Origin of the sequence: Salegentibacter sp. BDJ18 (genome assembly GCF_017579965.1) — a bacterium.
In the GTDB taxonomy this organism is placed as follows: domain Bacteria; phylum Bacteroidota; class Bacteroidia; order Flavobacteriales; family Flavobacteriaceae; genus Salegentibacter.
This window is the reverse complement of the sequence record NZ_JAFLQX010000016.1, coordinates 94,392-108,732: the sequence shown is the minus strand read 5'-3', so window position 1 is coordinate 108,732 and position 14,341 is coordinate 94,392. Positions and strand designations below refer to the sequence as shown.

Here is a 14,341-nt window from a genome sequence, read left to right as displayed (position 1 = left end):
GCTCTTGCCAGACATGAACTGGTCAAGTACCTTCTTCTCGAATTCTTGTTGTTCTTTTGTTGTCATAATTCTGTATGAATGAAATTAATAAATAATTCAATTCAGACAGAGTTTAATTTACACCCTCTCAAGTGCAGATTATAGACCAGTATATCGATTAAAGAATAAAATAATTGAGCAACCTCAGGTTGTATACCTGCTAATTCCCATTTTTATTGTCCTAATACTTCTGCTTGACAATCTTATCATTCTGTAATTACTCCTATTTCCGCAATTCCCAGAACTTCCGTATCATCAGCACTTCGTTTTCCTACGAATTTAAAATATCGTGCCTTTGTAGTTTTAAATTCAATAAGCTGTTCTATAGGATTATTTTTAATATTTGAAAATTCACCTTCACTTACTTTCTTCCATTGTTTTCCATTTTCGCTAAGCATAAATTCATAATCTGCAATTACACCCTGGGGCCATCTACTTTGTTGGGGTAAATAAGTAAATCCTTTTAAATTATAAATTTTACCGAGGTCTACTATTACCTCCTGCGGAAGTTTCCCTTGTTTTGTCCATACTGAATTTTCATCGGCATCGATAATTTTCTCTGCATCGTCATTTTCATTTAATACTTTCCAATCCTTCTTAGGTATATCCAGCCTAATGTTTGAAACTTCACTATAGGAATTAGTTCCGGGGTTATATGCTACAGCCATTACGCGGGTAGGATCCTGCAATAAGAATCCTTCAGAATATCGTTTAGAATCCTTGTTAGGCTCTTCTCCATTTAAGGTATAATAAAGCTCCAGGTTTTTATCATAGCTTTCAATGCTAATCAAACCATCTTTATGCTGAACAATTTCCGGAGCTTCCATCACTAAAGGTGCCTTATAAACTTCAATATTTGAAATTAAAGGTCGTGCTTTAGCATCCGTAATATTCAAACGCAAGGCAGAAACTTCTACAAGATCAAACCTTAATATTCGCTTATAGCCTATGGTAGTCTCAGATGCTATTTCCTTCCATTCTCCATTAATCTTCCCTTCTAAAGTAAAAGACTTCACACGCTGTCCTAAAGCAATATATTCCTGAACTACAAACCGGTTAACCTCCTGCAGCTCATCGAACTCAATCATTATATTTGACTTTATGGTTTCCTTTTGTGGCATCCAATAAGCCTCAGTATCCCCATTAGTAGCATTTTGAGCACTATAATGAGAGCCTGCCTCTGAAGATGCTGTAGCTATAGCGTCTATAGCCAAATTTTCAGCAAAATCTTTATCTAACTGCTTTCGCAACTTCATCAATTGTTCTACGTCATTTTCGTGCACCAAACCACGGGTATCCACAGGCAAATTCAATAAAAGTGAAGCATTACGACCAACTGATTTATAATATATATCCAGCAATTCGGGTAATGATTTTACCTGGTGATCCTCCCGGGCATGATAATACCAACCCGGTCTAATGGAAACATCGGCTTCGGCAGGTATCCAATGGGTACCATCTTCATGGCCATATTGCAGTTCCTTATGTCTTCCAGATCCTGCATACATTTCATCTTTTTTGATTAGGGCCCAGTTGGTTTTTCCAGCAAATCCTTCTTCATTGCCCACCCAACGTACGTCTGGACCATTATCTCCAAAAATAACAGCATCAGGTTGATGTTTACGAATAATAGAAAAAACCTGATCCCATCCATAATAATCTCTATGGTCAATTTTTCGGTTTTCATTCGCACCACCGTAATAACCGGTCCCGCCATTAGCTCCATCAAACCAAACTTCGAAAATCGGTCCGTAATTGGTCATTAACTCTTCCAATTGCCTATGAAATATCTGCACATATTCTTGCCTGCCATATTCCGGATTGTTACGATCCCAGGGAGATAAGTAAACTCCAAATTTTAGTCCGAATTCCTTACAGGCTTCTGCCAGTTCTTTCACTACATCTCCATCGCCATTTTTCCAGGGAGAATTTTTAACTGAATGCTCCGTGGTTTCTGTAGGCCAGAGACAAAATCCGTCATGATGTTTTGCCGTTAAGATTATCCCTTTCATCCCGGCATCTTTAGCGGTTTTTGCCCATTGTCTTATATCGAGGTTCGTAGGATTAAAATTCTTGGGAGATTCGCCGCCTTCGCCCCACTCCATATCGGTAAACGTATTCATATTAAAATGAACAAAACCGTAGTATTCCAAATCCTGCCAGGCTAATTGTCGGTCCGATGGTATCGGACCCACAGCTTTTGGTTCGGTAACTTCCGTAGTTTTACAGGAAATCAAACATATTGCGATTATATAGGGGAAGATATTTCTCAGCATTTTATTGTTTTTCAAGGTTTTTATCTAATACTATTGCTTTCCCAGCTTCCAGGTAAATGCTTTTTTCCATATCGTCATATTTAATTTTAATATTTTTTTCTTTTGGTGATTGTAAGCGTATTTTTTCAACTTTATTATTGTTCCAAACAATGTCTACCAATACATTTCCGCGAGCCTTTAAACCTTTAATATGTCCTTGCTCCCAGGCTTCAGGTAATGCCGGTAGTATCCGTAGAAAACCTTCATGAGATTGCAATAGCATCTCAGCAATACCGGCGGTATATCCAAAATTTCCATCAATTTGAAAAGGAGGATGTAAATCGAATAAATTATCTGCCAGAGAAATTTCAAAAAACTTATGAATGTTTTCCCTTGCAGCTTCAGGATCAAATAATCGTGCATTAAAATTTATCATCCACGCTCTACTCCAACCTGTTCCTGCACCCCCATGTTTTAATCTATAATCAATAGATTTTTGCGCACCTACAAATAAATTGGAATCGACCTCCGTGATTCCTGAACCTGGATGAAGCGCGTATAAATGCGAAAGGTGTCTATGTCCCTTTTCAGGTTCCTCATAGGCTTTGGTCCATTCTAAAATCCTGCCATCAGGTCCTAGTTTTAACCCTGGGGTTAATTTGTTTCTTTTTTCTTCTATTTCTGCTAAAAAAGCATCTTCTATATCTAGAATTTCTGCGGCTTTTAAGGTGTTATCAAATACTTCGGCGATTATTTGATGCCCCATAGCACTGCCATAAGAAAGTGCTACTCTTTCTCCCTGCTCATTGATGTAAGAGTTTTCGGGAGAAGTTTCCGGGAAAGAAACAAAACTTCCAGTTTTTTCATTTTTAACCAACCAGCCGGCATAAAATGTAGCAAACTCCTTTAAAACGGGATAAGCGATAGTTTTAAGAAATTCTTTATCCTGAGTGAATAGATAATGTTGCCAAAAGTGTTGTGCAAGCCATCCGCCGCCGTGAATCCAACTGCCCCAATAAGCCTCACGAGCCTGCATATAAGGTGCGCCCCATAGATCGGAAGCATTATGAAGCACCGCTCCTTCTAAACCATATTGTTCTCTCGCCGTGTTTTTTCCCCGCTCAACCAAACGTTTAGTATAGTCAAATAACGGTTCGTGAAGTTCACTAAGGTTAGTGACTTCTGCCGGCCAGTAATTCATTTGTAAATTTACATTTAAGTGATAATCGGCATTCCAGGGGGCGGCAATATGCTGATTCCATAACCCCTGTAAATTGGCCGGATTTGTGCCGGGCCTGGAAGAAGAGATTAGCAAATACCTACCATATTGGAACAAGTCGGTAATTAGTGCCCGGTCTTCCTTTCCTTTCTTAAAAGCCTCCAGTCGTTTATCGGTTGGTATGCTGCCATTAACACCTTCGTCAAGGGAAAAGTCTACTCTTGTAAATAATTCCTGGTAATCTTTTTTGTGCGATTCTAATAATTCAGCAACAGTTTTTTTACTAAGCTTCTCTAATGCCAGTCTATTTTTCTGCTGAAAATCTTCAGTATAAAAGGAAGTATTACCTACCAGGTACAAGGTCACTTCTTTAGCACCTTCTATTTTTAAGCCGGATCCATTGGAATAAATTTCCCCCGAATCGGATTCAGCCTGGAGTAAAGTTTCAAATTTAACCCCATAATCCAAAGGTTTAGGTTTTGAATTTTTTGCGGCACCCATCTGGGTAATTTCACCTAACATGGAAATTTGATTCTCGGCAGGGTTTCTTACTTCTACTGTTTTATGACCTTCATCTTTCGGGCGATCTAAGTTCACACTAAAATTTAATCCTGCTTCTGCCGTTGTACTTAATTGAATTATAATGGCATCTTCTGCTGCGGTTGCAAAAATTTTACGATGATGTTGCTCGCCGTTTATAGTATAGCTTACTTCTGCCAAAGCATCATTTAAACTAAGGCTTCGTCTATAATTCCCAATGTCTCCGGCATGTTCAAAATCCAGATAAAGATCTCCCATAGTTTGATGGGATTTTACAATATCTTTATTTGAAAACCTATCTATAATTTCTTTATCGGCGGTACTGGTTTTTCCCTTTAGAATTAACTTCCTGATGTGATCCAAATCTTTCGGGCTTCCTTTTGAATCGCCCCAATCAGGGCCACCGGGCCAAAGCGAATCTTCATTTAATTGAATTCGCTCATTCTTCGGGTTCCCGAAAATCATTGCTCCCAACCTACCATTTCCTATGGGCAGTGCCTCCATCCAGTCTGATGCAGGCTGCGCATACCATAGCACATGTTCATTTAAGTCTTCTTTATCTTCTTTTTTCTCTTTAGGAGCCGAACATCCCAGCCCGAGTGCCAGAATTAAAAGCAATGATTTTTTGATCATAATTTGTAGAATTTAGCAGTATTCTGCATCATATTTTTTAGATAATGAATTTCTTATGCTTTCTAACCTCTATTCTTCAAAGAAACTTCCAAAACATCCGTACCTTTTCTTAATCAGATCACGACCCGGTTCTTTTCTGGAGTTTCAATGCGTATTAATTTTGTATTATTTTCCTTATTGTTCAATTTTAAAGGTCCAGGCATCGTGGCCTGGCAGTTCGCGATACTTAATTTCTGAGGTATCAATAATAAGTTTATTATTATCATAAGTCCAGGGTAAATCCCTGTCTAATCCTAGCAAACTAATTTTAGCATCATCTGAAGGTTTTTCCACCTCAAGTTCTAAACGCTCATCGGGCCATTGAAAACTTATAGCATAGAGTGCATTATTATTCCTGGTATAACTCAAATAAGTTTCCTTAGAACTATAAGTTACCTTCAATCCTCTATTTTGCTTTGTTTGGTCGGTAAAAAAAGCATTTGCAGGAACAATTTTCTTTTCGGCGTTAGCTTGTTGCCAGTAGAGTTTTATTTTAGCATTTTGCTTTTTTTCGCGGTAATTTATTTTGATAGAAGTTAATTCGTTCGCTTTTAATCGAATCTCACCTTTATCAGAAGTCCCGGTACTGGCTCCCATAACCTCAGCTTCGTTATCGGGCGCCGTATAATTGCTATTTATGATAATTTCATCATCAATTTGCACCATAGCTTCATCATCTACCTCAATTTCAAAAGTATATTTTCCTGTTTTCGGCGCTACGATAAATCCTTCCCAGCTTGCCCGAAAATCGTCTTCCCTTATTCCTTTTATTGGTGAATTTCTTACCCAGTTAAAATCGATCGTACTGTCAATCCTTTTGCGACTAATCTCCTGTTCTTCCCCTGTTTTAGAATAGGGCTGAGCACCATAAATTGCCTCTCCATTTATTTTAAGCCAGGTTCCTAATTCTTTTAAACGCTCTTGCTGAATCATAGGAATTTGCCCATCGGCTCTTGGCCCAACATTTAGAATCATACCACCGCCATTTGCTACGGTTTGTACAAACCGCTGAATGAGTTCTTTCCCGGTTCCATAGGCTTCCAAATCTTCATTTCGGTTTAAACCAAAACTACGTCCAATACCCCTAACTTCGGCCCAGGGCCTTTCTGTTTCGGTTATTCCAGAACTGTATTCCGGAGTTAAGAAACCAACATCCAGGCCGTGACCCCAGCGATTATTTACTATGGCTTCTTCCCCTACCGTTTCGTAATACCAGTTTATAAGCTGTGGAGCCTGCCATTGTTCAGCAGTATTGTACCATTCCCCATCGGTAAAAATTAATGATGGCTTATATGAATTGACTAATTCTTTAAACTGCGGCACCATATATTCTTCAACATATTGGCCAATGCTATCATGAGGATCTGTATACCAGCGATGTAAAGGATGATTCCATTCAGCTAAAGAATAGTATAGCCCCATTTTAAGGTTTTCATCCCTAACAGCTTCTGTTAATTCGCCAACTATATCACGTTTTGGACCGGTATCAACACTATTCCAGTTTCGGTTAAATTTACTTGGCCATAATGCATACCCATCGTGATGTTTTGAAACCAAAACCACATATTTAGCTCCCGCCTCTTTAAATATCTCAGCCCATTCGGCTGGATCAAAAAGTTCGGCTTTAAATTCTCCGGCAAAATCTTTGTAATTGAAGCTTGGCCCGTAGTTCTCTTTCACAAAAGTAGTACGCAAACTATCATTGGTTTGTAAGCCTCTCAAAAACCATTCAGCATAAGACTCTTTGCCTCCATAAGCTGGTACAGAATATAATCCCCAATGTATAAAAATACCGAGTTTTGCTTCCTTAAACCATTCTGGGTAACCGTGTTCCTTTATGGCTTTTTCTTCCGGAGATTGTGCAACTCCCTGAAAACCAATTAAAATACCAAGAAATATTATTGTTTTTTTCAATTTCATTATCCGTGTAAGTTTATAAATGCTTCCCCGTTAAAGAGATACCGGTCAAATCAAAGTTTAATTGATTGTTAATTACTATATTTATTATATAATCGCTCTACTTCTTTGTAGTTAGGGTAAAATTTTCAACTTGATTTAAAGCTATGGCGTAGGCGCCAAGCATAATTGCTTTACTTGTTCCCAAGCGTGAAATCCCTATTGGAATTCCTTTGTTCGCCATAAATTCGACGTCACGGGAAGAAAATGGAATTTTTACTTTTTTTGTAGCTCTGCGATAAAATTCGTTTTTGCTTTCCTTCTCTTCAAAAGAAAAAGCCCGGGATACTATTCGAGTCAACTTTTCTCCTTTACGAGTTTTAATTTCGCCATTTAAATGTTTTAAAATTTGAGGAAGTAATAATTCAGAAGAGCCAGACATCCCTCCACCAATCACCACTGCACCGTCTATTAAGGTAATTATATTTGCCAATGCTTCAGCCGCCACCTGGGCCATATTATCATAAGCCGTTATTGCAGCTTTTTTATTTCCATTTCCATTTCCAATTGCTATTTCAAAGATCTCCTTTGGACTGCGTTCCTCGCTTTCGCCCGATAGATTTTTATAATAATGTTGAATTCCCCGTACACTGACACTTTCTTCTGCTATGATTTCGGGCTCTAGCAAATTACGCATTAACCAGACCTCACCTCCAGCCGAGTTATCGCCTTCGCAAATTTGATTATTAATTACAATACCACCTCCAAAACCAGTGCCCAGGGTAATACCAATAAGATTTTTAAACTTTTTATTGATTTCAAAATCTCTAAAACCGTTATTAACCTCTGGTAGAAAACCACCAATACTTTCTCCATAGGTAAATAAATCTCCATCGTTATTAATAAAAGTAGGTAGATTAAAATAATCTTCTAAGAAAGGCCCTAAAGCAACACTATTCTTAAAGCCTGGAAAATTTGGCGGATTTATAATTACTCCTTTTTTATAAGCAGCAGGGCCGGGAAAAGCAAAACTTATAGCTACCGCTTTCTCAGGATATATGGCTTCATTAATTTTTTCGAATCCGGTGATGATTGTATTAAGACATCTTGTTAAATCGTTAGAATAAGAAGGTAAGGTTAATAAATCAGTTATAGGCTTACCACCTTGTAGGGCAGAGAAAACAAAATTTGTACCTCCAGCATCTAAGGTTAATACTATTCGCTGGTCATTGAATATTTTCATTTTACACAAGAAAATTTTTTAATTATTAAATATTGTATTTTCTAAAAATACTGTTCGGCATTAATTCCATATAAAATGGATACCCATGATTGAAGGAAATGGCTATTGGTATTTTTTTTTCTTTTCTAACTCAGAAATAATCCTTAATATTTACTATAAACCAAGCAAGTTTAAGGCTTAAGCATCGGCTTTTTATAGGTAAGATTCACTTTTAATATTTTTGTTTTCTCCAGCTCTATTTACTACATAAGTAAACCCTGGATGAATACAATAGGAACCTACTTCTCCCTTTTTATTTACAGCCAACAGAGCCACCTGAAAATCTTTATATTTCGAATTATTTTTAATTATTCTTTTTATAGCAAGCTCACACGATTCCTGTGGTGATTTCCCCTGGCGCATTAATTCTACCACTAAAAAGCTGCTTACATTTTTTAGAATTTCTTCTCCCAAACCAGTAGCTACCGCTCCCCCTACTTCATTATCTAAAAATAAGCCCGAGCCTATAATTGGAGAATCACCTACCCTTCCCTGCATTTTATACGCTAAGCCTGAAGTTGTACAGGCTCCAGCTATATCTCCAGTTTGATCTATTGCTAACATTCCAATAGTATCGTGATTTTCAATATTGATTATAGGTTTATAATCCTTCTCTTTCAACCATTTTTTCCATTCTTTTTCTGATTTTTCAGTCAGAAGATTTTTTGGTTTAAATCCATTTTGAATAGCAAAGTTATAAGCACCTTCTCCAACCAGCATCACATGAGGAGTTTCTTCCATCACTTTTCGAGCAACAAGTACCGGATGCTCTATATTTTTAAGATAAGCAACACTGCCGCAATTACCATTGGGAGCCATAATGCAGGCATCTAAGGTAACTTCGCCCTCCCTATCGGGGGCGCCGCCATTACCCACCGTAGTATTATCTAAGTTGGCTTCTTCTACCATTACTCCTCGTTGAACAGCGTCTAATGCTGTGCCTCCCTGAACCAATGTGGCCCCTGCTGTCTTTCCAGCTTCCTGAAAATTCCAGGTATTAATACTAACGGGACCAGTTTTAATAGAAGAATCTTCCTGTTGAAAAGCTGGTAAACTGGAACAGGAATTTAAAAAGGGGATACCCAAGCTTATAGTACCCGCAGACTTAATAAAACTACGCCTTTTCATATAATAATAGTTTAAGATTAAAAAATTCAAGGGCCATCGGAATTAATCGATGACCCTTATGAATGATATAGAAACAATTACTTCGTGTAATAATTTTTAGAATTCAGAATTTTAAAAAATACAACAATTCCTTAAAATTGTCTATTTATTCAGGTTTTGCCCACCATAAAGGGGTGAGTACACTATCGTCTCCTCCTAAATGATTAATAGCCTGTTGATAACCTTCTGGAACATTATTTTGTAAGTTACCGGGATATCTTAAACGCTGTGGAAAAAACTCCTGTCTACTTTCATTATAATTATTTTGTCCCAGTGCAGGTAAATTTGGTAAGGAATTTTCTACTGCTGGATTTTCGAAAAATGGTAAACCTAAACGTCTATGGTCGTTCCATGTTTCAAGAGGTAGCCAGGGAACCTGAGCTATGAACTTTTGCGTTATAATTTTAGTTAAATGATCATTCTTCACATTTCCATTTTGATAAAGGTGGTTGTCTGGATAAGAGAATGTTGTTGTTTCTTCACTTCCGGTATACCCGTTAATATAAGTTACAGTTTTACTCATAGGTTCAGCCGTATGGCTCCAACTAACCGAAGTACCTGCGCGGTTATAATCTTCTGAAGCCACATATTCTTCAGTATACGAGGAGATATTCCAATAATCAAAACTTTGCTTAATACCTTCTTCATAAGCAATTTGACCATCGTGTGGCACATTCCATCCTCTAACTGCCGCTTCGGCAATTAAGAAATAGCTTTCCCAGGATCCAAAGAATACTCGTTCAGAAGTACTATTTCTAAATTTATTGGCTAAACGAGGCAAAGTTCCTGGCCAGCTATAAACCTGATTTCTAGAACCTTTTTCACCCCAATCTCCTATAGAAGGTGCATTCCAGGTAAAAGCTGCATCTATTTCTTCTACAACATCATCACCATCCAGTAGGTTTCTGGTAGTAGTTCCGGTTGCAGAAAGATCCCAGGATGGGTATCGGTTCATTTCAGGATTGTCAAACCAACCTGGAATTATATAAGCTTTATAAGCTCGGGGGTCTATTTCGGGATGTAAACCATCAAACCAATATCCTGCAGAAGGATTATTAGTTAAAGTAGTAAAATGATTTTCATATTTGCGACCAAAATAACCTTCAGGTTTAATATATTGGTGTAAATCTGAGGGTAATAATTCTTCAGAAGAAATTCCACCTAATCCAATCATTAAGTTGTTAAGTGTAGGAGAAAGGTACTGATGGTTCCACTCTCTTGTCATAACTCCTGTTAATGCATCCCAACCAGGTCTTTCAGCAACTTTAAAACTTTCATCCCAATTGGTTATAAACTCATCACTAGCTGCAAGTTCAAATTCAGCCTGGGCTTTAGCTTCATCTACCTGAGAAAGTCTCATTGCTAATCTCATTCTCATGGAATTGGCATATTTTTTCCAGTTATTGAAATTATATCCATACGCGGGATCAAGATCCTGAACATTGGATGGTACAGTTACCCCTTCATCCATATCAGCAACGGCCTCTTTTAATTCAGCTAACATAAAATCGTAAACTTCCTCTACACTATTAAAATCAGGATTTTCTCCCTGGAAACCGTTAATAGCAATAGGCCCAAAATTATCAGCCATTTCACTTAATAAGTAAACTCTCCAAATTCTGGCTACCTGTTTCAGGTTATTGGTATACTCATTTATATTTCCATTCTCAATTTTTTCATCAGCAATTTGAATTGCTGTATAAGCGTGATTTAACCATCCTGAAATCGAATTAAAATAATCATTACTCCAGCCATCATTATATGATCCTATAGGTAATGTATTAGTTCTATCCTGTCTTCCAGCGGCTTTCCAGTAAAGTACAAATGCTCTTTCTGACACGTGGGGATCCTGTTGAGCAGATACAATTGAATTATTTATAAAGTATTCAACCTGTACCTGATCTGCATTTGCGGCTACTGGATTTACATTGATTTCTTCGAAGTCTGAACAAGAACTTATCCCAACAAGTACTGTTGCTGCAACAGTCCATCTTTTTATTATATTCTTCATAATATTTCTCTTTAAAATTAAAATTTAACCCCAATATTTAAAAATACGGTTCGGATAGTTGGGGAAGCCAGGTTTTCAAATCCAACGGCATTGGTTGCAGTAGCAAAAACCGACTCTGGGTCTACCCCATTTAAGTTACTGTCTATCATCCAAACATTATTTGCAGAAATACCGGCATAAGCCTGATTAAAGAAGGTATTCTCAATCCATCGGTTAGGCAAATCATATCTAAGGTTTACAGATCGTAACCTAACATTTGTAGCATCGTAAATGTTAGCTTCATTAATACCAAGGTTTCCTGATCTTTCGGTAAGGTTCATCCAGTAAAGTTGAGGAGATACACCTGTAGTATTTGGACTAAAGTTACCTTCACCATCAGCTACTACACCATCAATAACCAAATCTTCACGATTTCCATTCACAACTGTTTGAGCACCGGTACCTGCATTTTGGATTGCTCGATTAGTTCCGGAAAAAATCTCTCCTCCAATTCGTGCATCTACTAGAAAACTTAAACTTAAATTTTTATATCTAAAAGAATTTGAGAAGCCTAAAAGAAAATCGGGCTGCTGATTTCCCAGGCGCTCCCTATCGCTACTAGCAAGAGGTATACCTTCCTCATCTACTATAATTTGTCCAAAATACGGGCTAGATTCATCTTCAACACGCTGGTATTTTGTACCATAAATCTCTCCATAAGGTTCACCCTCTACGGCAAGAATACTCACATTATCAAATCCTCCAAGAGTATATTGACTAACACCATCTGCAAGTCTATTCACCGTATTCACATTTCTTGAAAAGTTTAGGTTCATATCCCAATTAAAGCCTTCAGGATTGTCTAAAATTCGGCCATTTAGCATAAGCTCGAAACCTTTATTTTCAATATCACCGGCATTAACTTTAACGCTGCCATAACCACTTAAAGGATTTAAAGGTAAATTGATTAACTGCCTTGTTGCATTAGTTTTATACCAGGAGAAATCAATACCGAATCGGTTATTAAAAAACCTAGCGTCGAAACCTATTTCATTAGATCTAATTAATTCACTTTTTACATCTGGATTATAAAGGGTTCCATTTCTACCTGCTGTAGTATTTCCATTTGGATCTTTTCCTATATTATAAAAATTAAATAATTGATAGGCTGGTAAATCGTTACCTACTTCAGCATAAGATGCTCTTATTTTAGCAAAAGTTATCCAGTCTGGTAAGGTACCACCGGTATTTTTTATCATATCACTAATTACTAATGAAGTACTTACCGAAGGATAAAAGAATGAACGATTAGCTTTACTTAAAGTAGAAGACCAGTCATTACGCCCGGTAACGTCCACAAAAAGAAAACCATCGTAATTAACCTGAAAAGTTCCAAATAGCGAATTAATTTTTTTGTTAGAATAGCCCTGAGAAACACCAGGATTTGCAATCCCATTGTTTAATGAAAATAAATTAGGCACCTCCAGCTCTCCAGCATTGCTACTTATTAAACTGGATTCTTGCTCCATAAGGTTTCCACCCAAGGTAACTGCTGCACCCCATTTTCCAATAATATCATCTTTCGAACCACTAATCAATGCATTATAGTTGGTTTCCCTAAAGGTATTCTTACCTAAACTGTAACGACCGGTTGGTGATAATGGACTACCGCTATATAACTTAGATTCTGTATTAGTGGTATAAAGATCAGCACCAGCTTTTATTTCAGCATATAACCAATCATTAAAATCATGGCGAATAGAACCGTTTAGCATAAACCGGTCTCTAGTGTCCATATTTAAATTGTTTCTATAAGCCCAATAAGGATTCATAGAGTTAGAAGGAACATACCATCTCATATTTCCAAACTCATCGGTATCACGCTCGTATTTCGTAACATCTAAAGACCGTGGTAATAAATACATTGTAGAAAATGCATTAGATACATTTACCCCATTTAATGGACGATTTTCAGCAGTAGATCTAATATACTGTACTTTTACATCACTCTTCCAATTATCCTTGTCTCCAAAAACAGACACTCCACGTGTCATAAGATTTAAACGTTTTAATGTAGCTCCAGGTATAAGACTTTGATCGTCTAAATGGTTAACTGAAGAAAATAAAGAAGTCCCATCACTAACCTGTTGCTGAAAAGACAAACTATGGTTAACATTTAAGCCATTATCAAAATAATTGTCCAAATTATCATAGGCCTGAAGTTGCTCTTGCTCTCCTTCCGCATTTTCAACAGTTTGGCCCTCAATTTTTGGCCCCCAACTTAAACCAGACTGATTATCGTATTGACCATTAGCCCCCTGGCCAAATGAACTTTGTAAATCTGGTGAACTAAAAATTGATTGAAAACCTATATTGGTTGAATAACTTATTCCTAAACCTTCCTGAGTTTTTCCAGTTTTAGTAGTAATTAAAATAACTCCATTTCCTGCACGAGAGCCATAAAGAGCTGCTGCTGAAGCTCCTTTTAAAACCGTCATACTTTCAATGTTTTCAGGATTTAAATCTCCTAGCCCATTCCCCATATCTGGTGAAGGGTTCCAGAAATCATTGTTAGCTGCCCCGGTAAAATTATCCATTGGTACGCCATCAACCACAATTAAAGGCTGATTATCTCCTGTAAGGGAATTATTACCTCTTAATACAATTTTAGAAGAACTGGCAGGCCCATTACTCCCTCGTACTACCTGCAAGCCGGCAACCTTACCAGTCATTGCGTTGGCAAGGTTATTTTCCCGGGCTTCTGTTAGGGATTCCCCTCCAATTTCCTGAAGTGCATAACCCAGAGATTTTTTTTCTCTTTTAATTCCAAGAGCGGTTACCACCACTTCATCGAGCGCTTCAGTATCGGGGGCTAATTCAATTTGAATTTCCGATCCTTCAGGCTCAATTTCCTGGGTTATATATCCTAACATAGAAAATTGGAGAATACTCCCTTCATCTATTTCAATTGTAAAGTTTCCATCGAAATCAGAAGAGACCCCGTTACTGGTTCCTTTTTCCACGACATTTACTCCCGGAAGCGGCATGCCGTTTTCGGCATCAACAATATTACCGCTCACGGATTGTGATTGTGCCAGCAAGACTTGAATGCTACACAATAATAAAGATGCAAACAAGAATAATTTTTTGTTCATTATTATTAGTTTTTGGTTAATTTCTCGAAACAGAAAAGTGTCTGTTTTCTTAAATTTTACCCAAATTTGTCATAATCTTTAAGATGAAAAATTAATTTCGACTAATAACATAGCTCAATAGCTAAA

The 14,341-nt window shown here is 37.4% G+C and carries 7 protein-coding genes; all 7 read right to left on the bottom strand.

Annotation, left to right across the window (positions count from 1 at the left end; all coding sequences use genetic code 11):
* Nucleotides 1-245 precede the first annotated feature (245 nt).
* The gene (locus tag J0871_RS09660; protein ID WP_208225030.1) at nt 246-2,315 is read right to left on the bottom strand and encodes an alpha-L-fucosidase; all 2,070 of its coding nucleotides are present in this window, start codon (nt 2,313-2,315) and stop codon (nt 246-248) included.
* A gap of 1 nt (nt 2,316) precedes the next feature.
* Nucleotides 2,317-4,686 (bottom strand): glycoside hydrolase family 95 protein, encoded by a 2,370-nt coding sequence (locus tag J0871_RS09655; RefSeq protein WP_208225029.1) that lies wholly within the window; start codon nt 4,684-4,686, stop codon nt 2,317-2,319.
* A gap of 174 nt (nt 4,687-4,860) precedes the next feature.
* Nucleotides 4,861-6,645: an alpha-L-fucosidase gene (locus J0871_RS09650; protein ID WP_208225028.1), complete on the bottom strand. Its 1,785-nt coding sequence runs from the start codon at nt 6,643-6,645 to the stop codon at nt 4,861-4,863.
* 97 nt (nt 6,646-6,742) lie between these two features.
* A complete protein-coding gene (locus J0871_RS09645; protein WP_208225027.1) occupies nt 6,743-7,864 on the bottom strand; it encodes an ROK family protein in 1,122 nt (373 codons plus the stop codon).
* 192 nt (nt 7,865-8,056) lie between these two features.
* Nucleotides 8,057-9,031, bottom strand: coding sequence for a N(4)-(beta-N-acetylglucosaminyl)-L-asparaginase (locus J0871_RS09640; RefSeq protein WP_208225026.1), 975 nt, complete (start codon nt 9,029-9,031; stop codon nt 8,057-8,059).
* A 145-nt stretch (nt 9,032-9,176) separates the two neighbouring features.
* On the bottom strand, nt 9,177-11,081 hold the full coding sequence (locus J0871_RS09635; RefSeq protein WP_208225025.1) for a SusD/RagB family nutrient-binding outer membrane lipoprotein: 1,905 nt from the start codon (nt 11,079-11,081) through the stop codon (nt 9,177-9,179).
* 17 nt (nt 11,082-11,098) lie between these two features.
* Nucleotides 11,099-14,215 carry a SusC/RagA family TonB-linked outer membrane protein gene (locus tag J0871_RS09630; RefSeq protein ID WP_208225024.1) on the bottom strand — a complete coding sequence of 1,039 codons (3,117 nt, stop codon included), beginning with the start codon at nt 14,213-14,215 and terminating at the stop codon, nt 11,099-11,101.
* Between the last annotated feature and the right edge of the window lie 126 nt (nt 14,216-14,341).